The following is an 18,605-nucleotide window of genomic DNA, read 5'->3' as shown; positions in this document are numbered from 1 at the left end:
CAAAAGCAGTAGCGTAGGCGGGGCCCCTTTCTAGGGGCCCCGTTTTTTATACACCGGCTTTGACGGTGGCCCGCCCGAGCGCGGCCACAGCCGAACCGTCGAGCGGCTTTCTGACGGCAGCGGCGAATTTTTCGTGATAGAGCGGATGCTCAGTGCCCATGAGGCGATCCCACCAGGTGAAATAAAGACCGTAATTCCAACCGGCTTGCGCATGGTGGAGGTCGTGATGGGTCACGGTCGTCATCCAGTCGAAGAGCGGGCGCCCGCTGCGGCGGCTCGGGAAAAGTTCGTACCCGCAATGGCCGATGGCATTGCGGACAATCATGTGCAGGAGAAAAATGATGATCGCCTGCATTGAGACCGGCAGAACCAGAAGAATGAGCGGCAGAAAGACGGCGTTGATGACGGCTTCGCCAATGTCGAAGGAATAGGCGGTCCACGGTGACGGGTTATTCGATTTGTGATGGGTGCGATGCACCCGCCGGAAGAGCCGCGGATGATGGATCAGCCGGTGCGTCCAGTAGAACCAGGCGTCATGCGTAATGATGAGCATGATGAGCGTGAAGGCGAAATAGGCCCATCCGCGCTCCCCGGCGGTGTAATAGGTGTCCATTAGGCCAAACTTCGCCCCGAGCACCGAAAGGACGCCTGCGAGCGCAAAGATCACAGTCGTGCGCATTGAGATCGCAAACTCCCGGCGCATCTGTTCGACTGCGGGACTGGTCGTCCTGATTTTCCGTCCCGCAAGTCGTCCGGCGAACAGCACATTTACCAGAAGGAACACCCCGCCCGCCCCGATGAGATAGCGCATGAAATCATTGGGCAGGATGTGAAGGAAGACGCCGATAGCGAGCGTCATCGGGTCGGCGGCTTCGATCATGCTGGCGTGATGCTCCACTTTTTTCTCCTCATTTGCGGTGAGAAGAAGGTGGCAACAAGCGCGCCTTATATCTCCGCAAATCCAGAAAACATGCGGCTATTTCAAAAACGATCAGGAATTTTCGGAAGTGATCAGCCGTTTCCGAGGGCGGCCTTGCGGTATTCGGTGGGCGTCTGGCCGGTCGCCTGTTTGAAGGCGCGGTTGAACGGCGCGATCGATCCGTAACCGAGATCCAGAGCGATCTGAATGATCTGTTTGCGGGCGTTATCGCGATTCGAAAGTTCAGCCTTGGCGTCTTCGATCCGCCGGGCGTTCAGAAACGACGAGAAATTGCGGAACCCCAGCGCACCATTGATGAGCTTCCTGAGCTGGTGTTCGGGAACGCCGACTTTTTCCGCCAGCGCCGCCACGGTCAGCCCTTCCTGCCGGTAAACGCCCTCCTCCATAAGCGCCATCAGCCGCTCATAGGCCGGACGGTCGCCGGGGAGCGCCTTTTGCGCCTGCGCCGCCCAGCTTGTTTCGGGGTCAGGCGCTGGCGCGGCAAACAACGCCATGCGGGGTCGCAACAGCCATACGGCGAAAACCAGCGTCAGCACGAATATGGCCGCCGCATGAACCATCCGCAGCGTGTCGGGCAGCAGATAATTGCGTTCAATGGTTTCGGCGCTGGCGATGATCAGTCCGAAAACGCCCACCGTGACCGCTAGAGCAAAGCGGAAACGGCGGCGCGGATTGACGAGATCATCGGAGGCGTTGGCCAGCGCGAGCCGCAAGGCGTCGAGAAACATCACGCTGTTGAGCCCCACATGACTGTACCAGAGAAGCGTTTCAACCGCGCCAGGCGGCGCCCATATATGACCAATGTGCAAAAAGGGAATGATGACCGCCGGGGCGAAGCGCCACCAGCGCCAGCGGAAATTGTCGTCGAAGAGGGCGGCGGCGAACCACCAGAAAAAGACTGTGCCATAGATCGCGATGACCGAGATGGGTACGAGCACCGGCGTCACCAAGTCGCGCGCCGCCTCGCCGGAGATCAGGACGTATACGCCGTTTGAAAACGTAAAGAGCGCACCCAGTCGGCGAACCCGCGCGCCATCCCCTTGCGCGATCAGGAGCGCCAGCACGAGAAGAAACGAAATTCCGGCGGCTGCGCCGCGAAGCGCGGTTTCGAGAATGTCGGCTAGATCGAACATAGCGCCGAACGCTGGCCGCAACCCCTTATTCTGTCAACGCAAAACGGGCCGGAGCGAGGCCGCCCCAAGGCGGGTTGACGGCGCTCCATTTTTATGTAACCTGATAGTTACCTATGTTGAACGACAAAGATATGGACGCCGTGTTTCAGGCGCTGGCCCACGAAAGCCGCAGACGCATGCTCGATATCGTGAAACAGGAGCCGGGGATTGGCGTCGGCGCGCTCGCCGGCGAATTCGATGTCAGCCGCATAGCGGTGATGAAGCACCTTGCCGTCCTGGAAGACGCGAATCTCATCGTTTCCGAAAAGGATGGGCGCATGCGCAAGCTCTATTTCAACGCTGCGCCGATCCAGATGATCCACGAGCGCTGGACGACGGAATACAGCGCCTATTGGGCGGGCCAGATGACGCGTCTCAAGTATCTCGCCGAGGCGCGCCACGAGAGCGAAACCAAAGACAAAAAGAGGGGCCGCTAAATGAACGATGACAAAAGATATGTCGAAAAACAGGTCTATCGCGTTGTGATCAACGCCCCGATCGAAACCGTGTGGTCCGAGCTCGTCAATACGAGTTCGCCTCGGCCGTTTTTCTGGAATGCACGCTGGGATACGAGAGGCGGGCTGGCGAAAGGCGCGCGCTACCGCATGGCGTCGAATGACGACAAGGTCGTCGCAGTCATCGGCGACATCATCGAGATGGACCCGCCGAACAAGATGGTCACGAGCTTTCAACTCACCTCCCTCCCCGATCCGGCGTCGACGGTCACCTATCTTCTCAAAGAGGTTGAAGGCGGCACAGAATTCAGCCTCGTCACCGAACATATCCTCGCCGGTTCGAAGAGCGAAAAATCCATGGCGGCGGGCGCGAAATTCATCGTCGAAAACTTCAAGGCCTATGTGGAGACCGGCAAGGTCACCTTCGGCGCGCGCATGATGAATGCGCTTTACGCCCTGATGACGCCAATGACGCCGAAGGCCCTGCGCGCCGAAAACTGGCCGCTCGATTAAGGGAGATAACGATGGCTAAAAGCCCGGAAGACCAAGCCGCCTCGATGATCGCGAATATGAAGGCGAATACCGGCAAGACGCTGGAGCAATGGATCGCCATCGCGAAAAAATCAGACGAGGAAAAACATGGGCAAGTTGTCAAACACCTGAAAGCCGAGCACGGCCTTACTCACGGCTTCGCCAATCTCGTCGCGCATAAATATCTGAAGAGCGATGCTGGAAGCGCCGAAGGCGGTGACCATGCGCTCATCGCCGCGCAATATGCGGGCGCAAAGGCAGAGTTGAAACCTATCTACGACGCGCTCATCAAAGCTGCGAAAGCGCTTGGCAAGGATGTCGAGATCGCGCCGAAGAAAACCTATGTCAGCCTTCGCCGCAATAAACAGTTCGCTCTCATTCAACCGTCGACGAAAACCCGCGTCGATTTAGGGCTCAATATGAAGGACGAACCGGCGAATGGCCGTCTGGAAAAATCAGGCAGCTTCAACGCCATGGTGTCTCATCGCGTTAAGCTCGAAAAACCCGCCGACGTCGACAAGGACGTCAAAGCCTGGCTGAAAAAAGCGTACTCGCAAGCGTAAAACAAAACGCACAATTAACAGGGAGAGAGCCCATGTCTATGTCAAAACCGTCAATGCCTTTGTGGTTTAAGATCGCCGTCGGCGCCGCGATCTTGTGGACGCTTGCCGGCGTCTTCGCTTATTACAGCGACGTCACTATAAGCGAAGAAACGCTCGCGGCGATGCCTGAAGCCCAGCGCGCTGCGTATGAAATGCGGCCCGCTTGGGTCGTCGGCGCCTACGCCATCGCCGTTTTTGCGGCCCTCGCGGGTGCAATTCTTCTTGCTTTGCGTAAAAAGCTTGCGACGCCGCTATTCGCCTTGTCGCTTGCCGCCGTGATCGTACAGATGGGCTTCGTGCTTTTCGGCATGAATGTCATTGCGACGCTCGGCGCGTCGGCCGCGATCTTTCCGGCCGTCATTATCATTCTCGGCGCGGCGATGTTGTGGCTTTCCATGACGGGCCAGAAGCGCGGCTGGGTCGGCTAGACCGTGTTGCAGCAAAAGTGGTTGCCGGTTTTGCGGTTCGCAACACGGTCAACCGATAAGTCAACTGCGCTTCGCGCTTGCGCACCAGCGGTCGAAGGCCGACCATGGCGCCATGAGCGAAGAACCATCCGTTCTTACAAAAACCGACGGGTCGGTGCTGATCGTCACGATCAACCGGCCCGACCGGCGCAACGCCGTCGACAGCGCAACGGCGAAGACGCTGTTTGAAACTTTCAAAACCTTCGACGCTGACGAAAACCTTTCCGTTGCGATCCTTACCGGCGCGGGCGGAAATTTCTGCGCCGGCGCAGATTTAAAGGCGCTTGCGTCGGGCGACACACGCGATCTCTCCGTCGAGACCGCCGCTATGAACACAGTTGCGCCCATGGGCCCCACAAGAATGCGCCTTTCAAAACCCGTCATCGCTGCGGTCGAAGGCTACGCTGTCGCCGGCGGGATCGAACTCGCGCTTTGGTGCGACATGCGAGTCGCTGCGGAAGGATCAACGTTCGGCGTTTTCTGCCGCCGCTTCGGCGTGCCGCTCATCGATCTCGGCACAGTGCGCCTGCCGCGCCTCATCGGCCATTCCCGCGCGACGGATCTGATCCTCACCGGTAGACCCGTCGCGGCGCAGGAAGCTTTCGACATCGGCCTCGCCAATCGCCTTGCGCCGGAAGGAGAAGCGCTCGCCGCCGCGCTTGAACTCGCGAAAGAGCTCGCCGCCCTGCCCCAGGCCTGCCTGCGCCACGACCGCCTGTCGGCGCTGGAGCAGTGGGACCTTTCCGAAGAAGAAGCCCTCAAAAACGAAATGCGCCGGGGTCTTTCCACCATCTCTTCCGGCGAAACCGCCTCCGGCGCGTCGGCGTTCACCGAAGGCGCGGGCCGTGGCGGCGGCAAGAGATGATTTCCTCCCCCATTTATGGAGGAGGTGTCCGCGCAGCGGACGGAGGGGGTAAACCCCCATCGACCCTTCGGGCCACTTCCCCCGCAAGCGGGGGAAGAAAGCATTCTTGTGTTTTTCCCCAAGACTTTGCCTCTTCGCCGGAACCGGGCTAGATCGGGCGATCTTTTCAATCCGGGATTGTAGCGAGTTACATGACAAAGCGTGGCGGCAAAAAAGGATCTGGCGGCAAGAACGGCGCCGGAGATGACGGTCTTTTCGGCGATTACTCCGCCAAGGACATCGAGGTTCTGGAGGGCCTGGAGCCCGTCCGGAAGCGCCCGGGCATGTATATCGGCGGCACCGACGAAAAGGCGCTGCATCACCTCTTCGCCGAGGTTCTCGACAACGCCATGGACGAGGCGGTCGCGGGTCACGCCACGCGGATCGAGGTGGAGCTGCACGAAGACGGCTATCTCTCGGTCTACGACAATGGCCGCGGCATTCCCGTCGACCCGCATCCGAAGTTCAAGAACAAGTCGGCCCTCGAAGTCATCATGACGACGCTGCATTCGGGCGGCAAGTTCGAGGGCAAGGCCTATGTGACGTCGGGCGGTTTGCACGGCGTCGGCGTCTCTGTCGTCAACGCCCTTTCCGACGATCTCATCGTCGAGGTCTGGCGCGGCAAGACCCTCTATCGCCAGTCCTACGCCGAGGGGCATCCGCGCTCGAAGCTCGAAACCGTCGGTCCCGCGCCGAACAAGCGCGGCACCTCCGTGATGTTCCACCCCGATCCGAAAATTTTCGGCGCGGGCGCGAAATTTAAACCCGCGCGCCTCTTCAAGATGGCGCGGTCGAAAGCCTATCTCTTCGGCGGCGTCGAGATCCGCTGGAAATGCGCGCCCGCGCTCATCAAGGACGACACGCCCGCGGAAGCGGTCTTTCACTTCGAAAGGGGGCTTACGGATTATCTGAAAAGCCTCGCCGGATCGAAACCCACCGTAACCGAAGACATCTTCTCCGGGCGGGTCGAAAAGAAAGAAGATGGCGGCCATGGCAATGTGGAATGGGCCGTGCTTTGGGGCGCGGCGGGTTTCGGCGAGGCCGACGGCTTCGTTCATTCCTATTGCAACACCGTGCCGACGCCCGAAGGCGGCACCCACGAAGCGGGCCTGCGCTCGGCGCTGACCCGCGGCCTTAAAGCCTATGCCGAACTCGCAGGCGTCAAGCGCGCGGCGAACATCACCGCCGAAGACGTCCTCGGCACGGCGGGCGCTCTCCTCTCCGTCTTTGTACGCAATCCGGAGTTTCAGGGGCAAACGAAAGACAAGCTCGCGACCGCCGAAGCGCAGCGCATCGTTGAAAACACCATCCGCCCCGCCTTCGATCACTGGCTCGCCTCCAACCCGAAACAGGCGGGCGCGCTTGTGGATTGGGTCGCGGACCGCGCCGACGAACGCATGCGCCGCCGCAAGGAAAAGGAAGTCTCCCGCCAGCAGGCGACGCGGAAACTCCGCCTTCCCGGCAAGCTCGCCGACTGCTCCAACGCCAATCGTTCGGGCACGGAGATTTTCCTGGTCGAGGGCGACTCGGCCGGCGGCTCGGCGAAACAGGCGCGCAACCGCGCGACGCAGGCGATCCTTCCCCTGCGCGGCAAGATCCTCAATGTCGCGAGCGCGAGCCGCGACAAGATCATGGCGAACCAGGAAATCGCCGACATGGTGCAGGCCCTCGGGGCCGGCGTCGGCGCAAAATTCGATCTCGAAAATCTGCGCTATGAAAAAGTCATCATCATGACCGACGCCGATGTGGACGGCGCGCATATCGCTGCGCTCCTCATCACCTTCTTCCATCAGGAAATGCCGGAGCTCATCCGCGCGGGCAGGCTTTACATGGCGCAGCCGCCGCTCTTTCGTCTCACCGCCGGCGGAAAGTCCGTCTACGCCATGAATGAGCAAGAGCGCGAAAAGCTCCTCAAAACCGAATTCAAATCGGGCCAGAAGGTGGAGATCGGCCGCTTCAAGGGTCTCGGCGAAATGATGCCGGCGCAGCTTAAAGAAACCACCATGAATCCTGAAACCCGGTCGCTCGCCCGCGTCGTCATCGCCGAGGACAAGGAAAAAGAGTGCGATTCTTTGGTGGACCGCCTCATGGGCAAGAAAGCCGAAGCGCGCTTCCAGTTCATTCAGGAAAATGCGGCGTTCGTGAGAGACGAGCTGGATATTTAGGCGCCTCCATTTCTTTTAGTGCGATGTTTCTCCTCCCCCGTTTACGGGGGAGGTGTCGAGCGCAGCGAGACGGAGGGGGTTCTTTGCCGCCTCACCCCCATCGCCTCGCCTTTTCAGGCTCGGCACTTCCCCCCCGTGCGCGAATGCGCACAAACTGAGATTCGCGCCGTTCGGCGCGGGGCGGGGGAAGAGAAATCGCGCCCACACCCCACCCCCGCCGCGGCCTTACGAACCCGAACGCATGAACCATGAGAGGTGCGCGGGACGTGAAACATCCGTGGCACTTTTAGAGTATGGGGACGCATCACGCCCCGCGCGGCGGCGTTTTGTCGGACCGGCGGGCCCGGCCGTAATAGCGACCCCTGACGGTTTTTACGCGCCAGAGTTGAAATGCCGCCAGAAAGCCCGGGCATCTGCGACCGGCGATCCCCCACTCCTTCCGTAACGCAGGAGACAAGGAACCGCGCACCGCGATCCGGACCAGCAAGTTACGGTAGCGCTCACCGCCTCTCGAATATCCGGACTAAGCGCAGTATACGGCCAAAAGAAAAGGGGTGAAAACTTATCCACCCCCTCCGGTTTGGCCTTATACTACGGCCCGCCGCCGTTCATTTTCTTACCTCTGATACCGCCATGCGCTGCCGGGATATTTTTCGGAAAAATCTTCCCAGTATTTCTCCCATATTTTCATGTCACGCGCATATTGAGTTTCGGCGTTCCGATAATTTTCGTAACAGGCGGAGAGCCGCTTGAAATCAGCATAGGTCGGCGAATCTTTGCTGAGAAAAATTTCTTCAGGCGGAATATGCAGCTCGTTATTGTATCCCGGCCACTCCGGTTTGCGTGCAAAGGGCGGCGGCGGATAATCAAATTCCCAATTGTCTCTGATATCGTATTCTAAAACGCGCTCATTCTCTTCGAACAGTATTGCTCGGTGATAGAACACAGAAACAACGCGTGTCACCTGCGCCTGACTTGGCGTTGCATAGGGAAAGAAATACGCTTTCTGGGCGAGGAATGCACCACATAGCCCAAGAATGAACACGAACTGGAACGCTGTTTCCATATGGTTTAAGTTCTTATGACTTGCGAACCGCAACAGCCAGATCGCCATGCATAATGAAATGGCAAGGCCGATTACTTGAAAGGGAGACCAAAAATTCTCCCACCCCTCAAGCCATGCCGATGGGTATTCGCACCCCACCATGAGTGTCGTGGTGTAGAAGTGGAAGAACCAATAGCTGAGACCAAAGCCCAGAAGAAAAATCGTGAAGGATGAGATAGCGATTGAGCGCTTCAGGCGAGCCGCTCTTCTGATCTTTATCCAATTGGCGAGCCGCTTCCCCATCGTCCCTCCTGTTACAAAAATATGGTGGCGCGAATTCATGGCGGCAAGATCATTGGCGCCGAAACGCAGCGCAGCATTTTCAAAAAACGCACTTGACATTCTGCCGGAACGAACTATTCACCCCTCCCCACGCGTGATGGTCACGCGCAAAGGATGAATGAGATGAAACCGGCTTCGATCATGAGCCCCAGCGAAAAGCAAAGCATCGCGCTGCAGAATTTGCAGCCCGAATATGCACGCTCGCGCGCTGATGAGGCGGCTGAGGAGGGTTTCGTCCTGATGCGGTAGACATTGCCGCATCATCCGATGACGGAAGGATAACCCTTCGAGGCCCCGCCTCGGAGGGTTTTTTGTTGCCCGTAAAAGGGTTTAGCCCCGCCAACCAGAGGAGGTTCTCATGGCGGACGACATGAATTTTGAAGTGATGGAAACCGGCGGCGCGCCGGTGAAAGCCTGGGTGAAAGGCGTTCCGGTGGAGGACAGCGCGCGGATGCAGCTCGCCAATGTCGCGCGCCTGCCCTTCATCCACAGCCACGTCGCCGCCATGCCCGACGTTCACTTCGGGCGCGGCGCGACGGTGGGTTCGGTGATCGCCACCAAGGGCGCGATCATTCCCGCCGCGGTCGGCGTCGATATCGGCTGCGGGATGATGGCGCTGCGCACAAGCGTGACCGCCGATCAGCTGCCGGACGATCTCTCTATGATCCGCTCGGACATCGAACGCTCCGTCCCCCATGGCGGAGTCGGCGTAAAAGGCGGCTGGATGAAAGGCGTGCCGAACGCGATTGCGTCACGCTTCGTCGATTCCGGTCTCGCCGACCGGCTGAAGGTGATCGAGGACAAGCACCGCAAAATTCGCGGCGCGAACCATGTGATCCATCTCGGCTCGCTCGGCACGGGCAACCACTTCATCGAGCTTTGTCTCGACGAAGAAAACCGCCTCTGGGTGATGCTTCACTCGGGCTCGCGCGGCGTCGGCAACCGGATCGGGACGTATTTCATCGAGCGCGCCCGTGAAGAGCTGATCAAGCGCGGATACGGCGTGCCCGATAAAGACCTCGCCTGGTTCGAGGAAGGCGAAGAGCTTTTCACGGACTATGTGGAGGCCGTCTCGTGGGCGCAGGACTTCGCGCGGGAAAACCGCGAGGCGATGATGGAGCGGGTGCTTGCCTCGCTGCGTTACCGCCTGCCGAAAAAAATCGGGAAGTTCCGCATCGAGAAGGAAGCCGTCAACTGCCACCACAATTACGTGGCGCGCGAACGGCATTTCGGCGCGGATGTCTGGGTGACCCGCAAAGGCGCTGTGCGCGCTGGAGCTGGCGAACTCGGCATCATTCCGGGCTCGATGGGGGCGAAGTCCTACATCGTGCGCGGGCGCGGGAATGAACAGTCTTTCTGTTCATGCTCCCACGGCGCGGGCCGGAAGATGAGCCGGACGAAGGCGAAGGAGACCTTCACCCTCGCCGACCACCGCGCGGCGACCGAAGGCGTTGAATGCCGGAAGGACCGCGGCGTCATCGACGAGACGCCCGGCGCCTACAAGGACATTGACGCCGTGATGGCCGCGCAAACCGACCTCGTGGAAGTGGTTCACACTTTGAAGCAGGTGGTTTGCGTTAAGGGGTGAGAGGCGACCGGCGCAGCCGGTGAAAAGGTCCAGTGGACCTTTTCAAGCCTCGAACGCGCGAAGAGCTATGCTCGTAGCGCAGGCAAGGGTGAGACGGTTGTCGCCGTCTCCCCTCAACGGGGACCGGCGGCGATTGCAGGGGGCCGCCGGTCCCGAGCGATTTGGAGAGATTGAGATGCGTAGCGACATGTTCAAGGTGATTGTGGAGCGCCCGCGCCGCGGCGCGGGCTTTCGCATGAATCGCGCGCGCCTCGCCGGCGCGGACGACCTGCCTGCGCGCGTCGGCATGAAAAAATTCCGCAGGCTCAACCGGACCGACAGCAAATATCTCAACGAAAACCTTGCGCCGCTGCGCCGCTATCTCATGAAACAGGCGGGGCGGCCATGGAGCAAAGTCTATTCGGAGATCTGTGAGAATCTCGACGCCGGTCACACGGTGAAACAGCATGTGCGCGACCACCTGAAGGATTTCGTCGTCCTCAAAGTCGCCGTCGGCCGCGACGGGGAATGGATGAATGGAAACGCATCACATTGGGGCGCCGCATCGCCCCCCTGGCCTCAGCCGCTCTATGTCGACCCGCATGACGGCATCCTGAAACGCAGCGACAGGCTCTGGAAAAAACTGCGCATCGATCCGACGCCCGGATGGTTGCAGCCACGGCGCGAAGAAAGCGCGACGGACCCGAACATTCGGCACATCGACCGGAACACGGAGCTGCGTTGCATTGACGGGATCTGGTACGAGGTGACGTTTGCGCGCCTTCTTGATGAAAACGCGGCGCCGCCGGTCCACGACAAGCTGACGCATCAGCCTGTGCAGCAAGGGCAGCGTTACGCCGCATCGAAGATCCAGCTTTCGCGCGCGCGGCTTTCGGCGCTTGACCTTGCGAACAAGCCGGCCGTTTGAATTCGGCCTTTCGTCCGGCGCTTGCCTTCCCCTGCCGGCGCCCCATATTCGCCCTCATGAATATGGCTTTCATCCTCCTCGTCGCGGGCGCGGGCCTCGCCCTTGGCGGCTATTGGGCGTTGCGGCGCCGTAAAACCGAAGCGCTGCTCGCCGCGCCGCTGCCGGGCGAATTCCGCCAGATCCTTCGCGCGCGCGTTCCCATTTACAATGCGCTGCCCCATGAGTTGCGCAAGCGCCTTGACGGGCTCATCAACCGATTTCTCGCGGAAAAAAAATTTTACGGCGCGCAAGGGTTTGAGATCACCGACGAGGTCCGCGCCGTTATCGCCGCGCAAGCCTGTCTCCTCATCGTCAACAAACCGAACCGCTGGTACAAGACGCTGGACACGATCCATGTCTATCCGGCGGTGTTTTCAAGCCGGATGATTCGCGCCGAAGGCAATCTGATGATGGAGCACCGCCCTATCCGCTCCGGCGAAAGCTGGGCGCGCGGGCCCGTCATCCTCGCCTGGGATCAGGCGGCCTATGGCGCCTTCGCGGCCCATGACGGGCACAATGTAGTGATGCACGAATTCGCCCATCAGCTCGACAATGAAACCGGCGTCACCGACGGCTCGCCGCTTCTCGACAAGGACCAGAGCGCATCCGGCTGGGCGCGCGTCTTTCAGGACGCTTACGCGCGGCTCAAGGCCGATGCAGAAGCCGGACACAACAACATACTCGATCCCTACGGCGCGACGAGCCCCGCGGAGTTTTTCGCCGTCGCGACGGAAGTGTTTTTCGAGCGACCACAAGAATTGCGCGAACACGAACCCGCGCTTTATGGCGAACTCGCCAAATATTACCGGCTCGATCCGGCGGATTGGGGTTGATCCGGCGCGAAGGGTGAAGCGCACAATACGCCGCCTCTTGCATTCTTTTGAAATCTCCCTTATTCCCCGCCGCCTCTCGCCAAATGCGGGAGCCCGAAAGGAGCAATGGATGAAACAGCGCAACGATTATTGGCTTATCGCCGTCTGACTGCGCCGCCTCTCTCTTCAGTAGGCGGAGCGGAAAGACCGCATCGCCTTACCCAAAATTTTTTGAAGAGAGACATCCGATGACTTTCCAATCATCATCGAAGCCGCAAGCCTTTGCGCCGCTTTCCGCCGAGTCTATGGCCGGCGGCGTCTATGGCTGGCTGACGCCCTACTTAATCGCGCTCGCAAAGCAGAACGCTCATATCCATTCCCGCCTGCTTCACCTGACGCGCACCGAGTTGCATTTCATCGCGCTTTGCCTCGCGCTTATGGGCGAGAAGCGCGACGACGCGGATCATTTCGGCGCGTTCGCGCGCGACTATGATCGGCTGCCGCGACGTTCGCTGCTCGCCAATTACATTGACACGGCAGGCCCCGGCTATTCGCCGAAACTCGCAACGCTGGTTTCAAAACTGGCGGGCCGGCCCTGGCGGATGCGGAGCTATCTGCGCCTCGGCGAGCTTTACGCGGAACCGCATGCGCGCAAGACGCTTTGCCACCTCGCGTCAATCTCGCGCTGGCATTTGATCGCCTTGTCGCGTTTGCCGGCGCCATACAGAACCTATGGCGTGCTGCGGAAAATCCGGAAGCGCTATGATCTTGCCTGCGTGATGTTCGGCATAGAAGTTGTCCGGCGTGTGCGCACGGACATGACCGACCGGCAGATTATTGCATCGCTGGAGCGGTCCGACACGTCCCGCATTCGCGATTGGGTGGAGGCGCATTATGAACGCCTCCCTTTCCCGACGGCCCCCACCGGGGCTTTGACCGATGGGACCGGCGCCGTTTCGCGCCCCGTCGCTACCGCGCGCGACTTGTTCCGCGCCGCGCGTGAGTTCGACAATTGCGTCGACCGCTATCTATGGGAGGCGCTGACCGGGCGAAGCTGTTTTTATCGCTGTGACAATGGACAGCGCCGCATCGCCGTCGCAGAGCTGAAACGGTTGCCAGGCGTCGGCTGGGCTGTCGATGAAATTCGCGGCCCGAACAATGCGGAACTGTCAGGCCCGGAAAGGGCGCAGGTCTTCGCGATGTTCCGCGAAGCGGGCGTGCTTCCGGCGCCGCAGGCGCTCAGTCGCTTCTCGTGGTTCGATCTTGAATGATCGGCAAAGGCGCGCTTCTTCGGGAGCGCGTCTTTATATATGCAGTGCGTGACCGAGGGTTCTGAGCGAGGCTTCCTGAAACGCTTCGCCGAGCGTCGGGTGGGCGTGAATCGTGCCGGCGATGTCGTCGAGGGTCGCGCCCATTTCGATGGCGAGACCGAAGGCGGTCGAGAGTTCCGAAACGCCCCGGCCTGCGGCCCGCACCCCGAGCACCAGCTTGTTGTCGGCGCGCGCGACGACGCGGATGAAACCGTCTTCGGCTTCCATGGACATGGCGCGGCCGTTTGCGCTGAACGGGAAGTTCTGCGTCTTTATTTCGTAGCCTGACGATTTCGCCTCTTCGGGCGAGAGGCCCACTGAGACGATTTCCGGATCGGTGAAACAGACGGCGGGGATCGCGCGCTTGTCCCAGCGGCGGCTATGACCCGCGATGATTTCCGCAACCATTTCGCCCTGCGCCATGGCGCGGTGCGCCAGCATGGGCTCGCCCGTGACGTCGCCAATGGCGTAGACGCCGCTCATGGAGGTTTTGCACTGATCGTCGATGCGGATGAATTTCCCGTCCATGTCGAGGACGAGCTTTTCGCGGCCCCAGCCTTCGGTTTTCGGCGCGCGGCCCACGGTGACGAGGATTTTCTCCGCTTTCACCGTTTCCGCCTTGCCGTCGGCGGTTTCAATGTCGAGACCTTTTTTCGAGGCGCCTTTCGCTTTGGCGCCGAGCAGGACCTCGACGCCGAGGCGCTTCAGGGTTTTCTCGACGGGGCGCGTCAGCTCCTTGTCATAGAGCGGCAGGATCTTGTCCATCGCCTCGACGACCGTGACTTTAGTTCCGAGTTTCGCAAACGCAATCCCGAGTTCGAGGCCGATATAACCCGCCCCGACGACCGCCAGTGTTTTCGGCGGTGTGGAGAGCGACAGCGCCTCGGTTGACGAGATGACGTTATCGCCAAACTTCAAAAACGGCAGCTCCACCGGAATCGAGCCCGTAGCGATGATGATGCTCTCCGCACGAATGCGATGGGTCGATCCGTTTTCCTTCACGTCGACGGTCTTGCCGTCGACGAAAGTCGCCCAGCCGCTGATCGCGCGCGCTTTATTCTTTTTCAAAAGCCCGCCAACGCCGGTGGTGAGGCGTTTGACGATGCCGTCTTTCCACGCGAGCGTTTTGGCGAAGTCGATTTCCGGCTTTCCGGCCTTGACGCCGATGGCGCTCTCGCCCGCGAAATGCGCGGCTTTTTCAAACTCGTCGGCGGCGTGAATGATCGCCTTGGACGGAATGCAGCCGACATTGAGGCAAGTGCCGCCATGATACTGACCCTCGACGATCACCGTATCGAGGCCGAGCTGGCCCGCGCGGATCGCGGCCACATAGCCGCCAGGTCCGGCGCCGATCACCAGCACTTTGCACGTCACATCTTCCATGGATCAGTTCTCAATAAAAATCATCGCAGGCGTTTCGAGCAGCGCCTTCAGCCGCTGGACGAACACCGCCGCGTCCCAGCCGTCGATCACGCGGTGATCGAAGCTCGAAGAAAGGTTCATCACCTTGCGCGGCATGAACTCGGTTCCGTTCCAGCGCGGCAGCACCTGCATCTTGTTGACACCGACGATGGCCACTTCCGGATGATTGATGACCGGCGTGGTCACAATGCCGCCCATGGCGCCCAGCGAGGTGATGGTGATGGTCGAGCCGGAAAGCTCTTCGCGCGAGGCCTTGCCGGTTTTCGCGGCATCCGCGAGCCGCGCCGCCTCCGATGCGCAATCCCAAATGTCGCGCGCTTCGGCGTGTTTCACCACCGGCACCATGAGGCCGTTGGGCGTCTGCGCCGCAATGCCGATATGGACGCCGCCATATTGATGGATGACATCCGCCTCATCGTCATAAATCGCGTTCAGATGCGGCTGCTCCGAAATCGCCTTCACCATGGCGCGCATCAGGAACGGCAAGATGGTCAGCTTCGGCCGGCCTTCCTTGCGGCTGTTGTTCAATTCCGCGCGCAAATCTTCCAGCGCCGTCACATCCACTTCATCCACATAGGTGATGGGAACGATGCGGTTGTTCGCCGCCTCCATCTTCTCCGCGATCTTGCGGCGCAGGCCGATGACGGGAACGTCTTTTACCGACGTATTGCGCGCATAGCCGGTTCCGCGCGCCACTGCGGCCTCGCCGTCGCTCGCGAAGAATGCGTCGAGATCTTCATGGGTGATGCGGCCCGCAGGGCCGGAGCCCGGCACACGGCGCAAATCGACGCCGGCGTCGGCGGCGCGTTTGCGAACCGCGGGCGACGCCAGCGGCTTTTCGCCTTCGGCGCGCGGCATGGCGGATTTCGCGGCGGAGACCGGCGCGGATGACGAAGCAGCGCCGTTTTGAGTTTTTGGCGCCGCGCCGTTGGTCTTCGGCTTTTCGGTTTTCGGTGCGGGTTTTTCTTCCGCTTTGGCCGGTTTCGCCTCGGCTTTCTTCTCTTCTTTTTTCTTTTCCGGCTTTGTTTCCGGGGCAGCGGCCTCGCCCGGCTTCACATTGCCGGCGCCGTCGACCTCGAGACGCACCAGCGGCGAGCCGACCGCGAGGACGTCGCCCACATCGCCGCCGCGCCAGATGATCTTGCCTTCGACGGGCGACGGAATTTCGACCGTCGCCTTGTCGGTCATGACCGAGGCGATGACTTCGTCCTCGCGGACATTGGCGCCGATATCGACGAGCCATTCCACCAGCTCGGCCTCGGCGACGCCCTCGCCCACATCGGGAAGCTTGATGACATGTTCGCCCATCAGACGGCCTCCATCACTTTTTTCAGCGCATCGCCGACGCGTTTCGGTCCCGGGAAGTAATCCCACTCATGGGCGTGCGGGTAAGGCGTATCATATCCGGTGACGCGGATCACCGGCGCCTCGAGATGATAGAAACAATTCTCCGCGACGATGGCCGCGAGCTCGGCGCCATAGCCGCAGGTGCGCGTCGCCTCATGCACGATGACGCAGCGGCCGGTTTTCTTCACCGACTCTTCAATGGCTTCCATGTCAAGCGGCAGGAGCGTCCGGAGATCGATGATCTCCGCGTCAACGCCGGTCTCCTCCGCCGCGGCTTCCGCGACATAGACCATGGTGCCGTAAACGAGAACGGTGACGTCGGCGCCTTCGCGGCGCACCGCCGCCTTGCCGAGCGGCACGGTGTAGTGACCTTCCGGCACTTCGCCGAGTTCGTGTTTCGACCAGGGCGTCACCGGCCGGTCGTGATGACCGTCAAAGGGCCCGTTATAAAGACGCTTCGGCTCGAGGAACATGACCGGATCGTCGTCTTCAATGGACGCGATCAAAAGCCCCTTGGCGTCGTAGGGATTCGACGGGATCACCGTCTTGATGCCGGAAATATGCGCGAAGAGCGCTTCCGGACTTTGGCTGTGGGTCTGCCCGCCGAAAATCCCGCCGCCCGTCGGCATCCGCACCACCATGGGCACGGTGAAATCATTGTTGGAGCGATAGCGGATGCGCGCCGCCTCCGACGCGATCTGGTCAAAGCCCGGATAAACATAATCCGCAAACTGAATTTCGACGCAGGGGCGGATGCCGTAGGCAGCCATGCCGACCGCCGCGCCAATGATGCCGCTTTCGCTGATCGGCGCGTCGAAGCAGCGCTGGGGCCCGTATTTTTCCTGCAGACCTTGCGTGCAGCGGAAGACGCCGCCAAAGAAACCGACGTCTTCGCCGAAGACGACGACATTGTCGTCGCGCCCCATGGCGACGTCCATGGCGCTGCGGATCGATTGAATCATGGTCATGCGCGCCATGGATTAAAACCCCGCCTCTTGTCTTTGCCGGCGAAGGTGCAGCGGCATTTCCTTGAACACATCGTCGAACATAGTCGCGGGCGAGGAATGCGGCCCGTCATGGAGCGTGCCGTTTTTCTCCGCCTGTTTTTGCGCTTCGGCGACTTGCGCCTCCAGCATCTCTTTCATCTGGTGATGCTGCGCATCTGACCAGACGCCGCGCTTGATGAGATAGTCCTTAAGGCGCTCCACCGGATCGCCCAGCGGCCAGGAGGTCGATTCCTCTTTCGCTCTGTAGGCGGAAGGATCGTCCGACGTCGAATGCGCGCCCATGCGGTAGGTGACATGTTCGATGAGCGTGGGCCCCAGCCCCATGCGCGCGCGGTCGGCGGCCCATTTGGCGACGGCGTAAACGGCGAGATAGTCGTTGCCGTCGACGCGCAAGGAAGGAATGCCGAAACCGAGGCCGCGTGAGGCAAAGGTCGCCGCGCCGCCGCGGGCGATGCCCTGAAAGGTCGAGATCGCCCACTGGTTGTTGACGATGTTCAACACCACCGGCGCGCGATAGGTGGACGCGAAGACGAGCCCCGCATGGAAGTCGTTTTCCGCTGTCGAACCCTCGCCGATCCAGGCGGTTGCGATCTTGGTGTCGCCCTTGATGGCGGACGCCATGGCCCAGCCGACGCCCTGAATGAATTGCGTCGCCAAATTCCCGGAGATGGTGAAGAAGCCGTGTTCCTTCGAGGAATACATGATCGGCAATTGCCGTCCCTGAAGCGGGTCGGCGGCGTTCGAATAAATCTGGTTGATCATGTCGACCATGGGATAGTCCGTCGACAGAAGAAGGCCCTGCTGGCGATAGGTCGGGAAGTTCATGTCGCCTTGTTTCAGCACTTTCGAGAAAGCGCAGGCGATCGCCTCCTCGCCGAGACATTGCATGTAAAAGCTCGTTTTGCCCTGACGCTGGGCCATGGTCATGCGCGCATCAAAGGCGCGCACCCGCATCATGTCCTCAAGACCTTCTTTCACCTGATCGTCGGTCAGCATGTCCGCCCACGGACCGACCGGTTCGCCTTCGCGATTCATGACGCGGATGATCGTATAGGCGAGGTCGCGGATGTCGCCCGCGTTCACATCCACCGGCGGCTTCGGCGCGGCGCCGGCCTGAGGGATCGGGACATTGGAAAAGTCGGGTTTGTCGCCGGGACGAAACTCCGGCTCCGGCACATATAAAGACAGCGGCTTGCTGTCGCTCATCCCGTTCTTCGCCATCAAAGTCTCCGGTTTCCTCCCGCCCAGCATACGCAACGCCCATGGACGGTTCGTTTACGCCAATCTTAACGGCTTGTTTTACTAGTTGTTTTCAGGGCGGTTTACCCCGCCCAACGCGCACGGCGCAATGGCGGCGCCGAACCTTGAGGAAAAAGAGCCAAGCCCGCTGCGACAGCCGCGCAGCGCAGACGATCTTGCTATTTCTATTGCCCGAGACGCACTAAAATGGCCATGTGGGAAGCGCCTGAACATTCCGTGTGATCCTGGTCACAGCCTCGCCGCGGTTTTCCTTTTTAATGCGGACAGCCGTTAGACCCCTGAAGCTTAAA

Annotated in this window: 18 protein-coding genes; 11 read left to right on the top strand and 7 right to left on the bottom strand. The window is 60.5% G+C overall.

Annotation, left to right across the window (positions count from 1 at the left end; all coding sequences use genetic code 11):
- Positions 1-46 precede the first annotated feature (46 nt).
- On the bottom strand, positions 47-898 hold the full coding sequence (locus ACQY5P_RS16855) for a sterol desaturase family protein (protein WP_428408033.1): 852 nt from the start codon (positions 896-898) through the stop codon (positions 47-49).
- Positions 899-1,011: 113 nt separating this feature from the next.
- The gene (locus ACQY5P_RS16850) at positions 1,012-2,073 is read right to left on the bottom strand and encodes a helix-turn-helix domain-containing protein (protein ID WP_428408032.1); all 1,062 of its coding nucleotides are present in this window, start codon (positions 2,071-2,073) and stop codon (positions 1,012-1,014) included.
- A 113-nt stretch (positions 2,074-2,186) separates the two neighbouring features.
- On the opposite strand from ACQY5P_RS16850, the gene ACQY5P_RS16845 reads away from it, so the two are divergent.
- From ACQY5P_RS16845 to parE, 6 genes are all read left to right on the top strand, one after another.
- The gene (locus ACQY5P_RS16845) at positions 2,187-2,549 is read left to right on the top strand and encodes an ArsR/SmtB family transcription factor (RefSeq protein ID WP_428408031.1); all 363 of its coding nucleotides are present in this window, start codon (positions 2,187-2,189) and stop codon (positions 2,547-2,549) included.
- Positions 2,550-3,080, top strand: coding sequence for an SRPBCC domain-containing protein (locus ACQY5P_RS16840; RefSeq protein ID WP_428408030.1), 531 nt, complete (start codon positions 2,550-2,552; stop codon positions 3,078-3,080).
- Between the two features lie 11 nt (positions 3,081-3,091).
- Entirely contained in the window at positions 3,092-3,661 is a 570-nt protein-coding gene (locus tag ACQY5P_RS16835; protein WP_428408029.1) for a DUF4287 domain-containing protein, read from the top strand.
- A 38-nt stretch (positions 3,662-3,699) separates the two neighbouring features.
- The gene (locus tag ACQY5P_RS16830) at positions 3,700-4,128 is read left to right on the top strand and encodes a hypothetical protein (RefSeq protein WP_428408028.1); all 429 of its coding nucleotides are present in this window, start codon (positions 3,700-3,702) and stop codon (positions 4,126-4,128) included.
- Between the two features lie 112 nt (positions 4,129-4,240).
- A complete protein-coding gene (locus ACQY5P_RS16825) occupies positions 4,241-5,032 on the top strand; it encodes a crotonase/enoyl-CoA hydratase family protein (protein WP_428408027.1) in 792 nt (263 codons plus the stop codon).
- Between the two features lie 191 nt (positions 5,033-5,223).
- Positions 5,224-7,236, top strand: coding sequence for a DNA topoisomerase IV subunit B (parE, locus tag ACQY5P_RS16820; protein ID WP_428408026.1), 2,013 nt, complete (start codon positions 5,224-5,226; stop codon positions 7,234-7,236).
- A gap of 616 nt (positions 7,237-7,852) precedes the next feature.
- Here the strand turns inward: parE and ACQY5P_RS16815 are convergent.
- Positions 7,853-8,683 (bottom strand): hypothetical protein, encoded by an 831-nt coding sequence (locus tag ACQY5P_RS16815; protein ID WP_428408025.1) that lies wholly within the window; start codon positions 8,681-8,683, stop codon positions 7,853-7,855.
- 63 nt (positions 8,684-8,746) lie between these two features.
- Here ACQY5P_RS16815 and ACQY5P_RS16810 point away from each other — a divergent pair, with 63 nt between their 5' ends.
- From ACQY5P_RS16810 to ACQY5P_RS16790, 5 genes are all read left to right on the top strand, one after another.
- Positions 8,747-8,872, top strand: a complete 126-nt coding sequence (locus ACQY5P_RS16810; protein WP_428408024.1) for a hypothetical protein — start codon at positions 8,747-8,749, stop codon at positions 8,870-8,872.
- 109 nt (positions 8,873-8,981) lie between these two features.
- Positions 8,982-10,211 carry an RtcB family protein gene (locus ACQY5P_RS16805; protein ID WP_428408023.1) on the top strand — a complete coding sequence of 410 codons (1,230 nt, stop codon included), beginning with the start codon at positions 8,982-8,984 and terminating at the stop codon, positions 10,209-10,211.
- A gap of 175 nt (positions 10,212-10,386) precedes the next feature.
- Positions 10,387-11,118 carry a hypothetical protein gene (locus ACQY5P_RS16800; protein ID WP_428408022.1) on the top strand — a complete coding sequence of 244 codons (732 nt, stop codon included), beginning with the start codon at positions 10,387-10,389 and terminating at the stop codon, positions 11,116-11,118.
- 62 nt (positions 11,119-11,180) lie between these two features.
- On the top strand, positions 11,181-11,990 hold the full coding sequence (locus tag ACQY5P_RS16795) for a zinc-dependent peptidase (protein WP_428408021.1): 810 nt from the start codon (positions 11,181-11,183) through the stop codon (positions 11,988-11,990).
- A 227-nt stretch (positions 11,991-12,217) separates the two neighbouring features.
- Positions 12,218-13,240 carry a hypothetical protein gene (locus ACQY5P_RS16790; RefSeq protein WP_428408020.1) on the top strand — a complete coding sequence of 341 codons (1,023 nt, stop codon included), beginning with the start codon at positions 12,218-12,220 and terminating at the stop codon, positions 13,238-13,240.
- A 33-nt stretch (positions 13,241-13,273) separates the two neighbouring features.
- On the opposite strand, the gene lpdA is transcribed toward ACQY5P_RS16790, so the two are convergent.
- Genes lpdA through ACQY5P_RS16770 form a run of 4 tightly spaced genes read right to left on the bottom strand, consistent with a single transcriptional unit; the run spans position 13,274 to position 18,261 of the window.
- The gene (gene lpdA / locus ACQY5P_RS16785; RefSeq protein WP_428408019.1) at positions 13,274-14,662 is read right to left on the bottom strand and encodes a dihydrolipoyl dehydrogenase; all 1,389 of its coding nucleotides are present in this window, start codon (positions 14,660-14,662) and stop codon (positions 13,274-13,276) included.
- Between the two features lie 3 nt (positions 14,663-14,665).
- Positions 14,666-16,009 (bottom strand): dihydrolipoamide acetyltransferase family protein, encoded by a 1,344-nt coding sequence (locus tag ACQY5P_RS16780; RefSeq protein ID WP_428408018.1) that lies wholly within the window; start codon positions 16,007-16,009, stop codon positions 14,666-14,668.
- Positions 16,009-17,025 carry an alpha-ketoacid dehydrogenase subunit beta gene (locus tag ACQY5P_RS16775; RefSeq protein ID WP_428408017.1) on the bottom strand — a complete coding sequence of 339 codons (1,017 nt, stop codon included), beginning with the start codon at positions 17,023-17,025 and terminating at the stop codon, positions 16,009-16,011. Before ACQY5P_RS16775 ends, ACQY5P_RS16780 begins: the two co-directional genes overlap by 1 nt.
- A gap of 3 nt (positions 17,026-17,028) precedes the next feature.
- Positions 17,029-18,261, bottom strand: a complete 1,233-nt coding sequence (locus ACQY5P_RS16770) for a 3-methyl-2-oxobutanoate dehydrogenase (2-methylpropanoyl-transferring) subunit alpha (protein ID WP_428408016.1) — start codon at positions 18,259-18,261, stop codon at positions 17,029-17,031.
- Between the last annotated feature and the right edge of the window lie 344 nt (positions 18,262-18,605).

The organism is Hyphococcus sp. (assembly GCF_965267305.1).
Taxonomy (GTDB): Bacteria; Pseudomonadota; Alphaproteobacteria; order Caulobacterales; family Parvularculaceae; genus Hyphococcus.
Note: the sequence above shows the minus strand (reverse complement) of the source record. Positions and strands in the feature narration are given on the sequence as shown.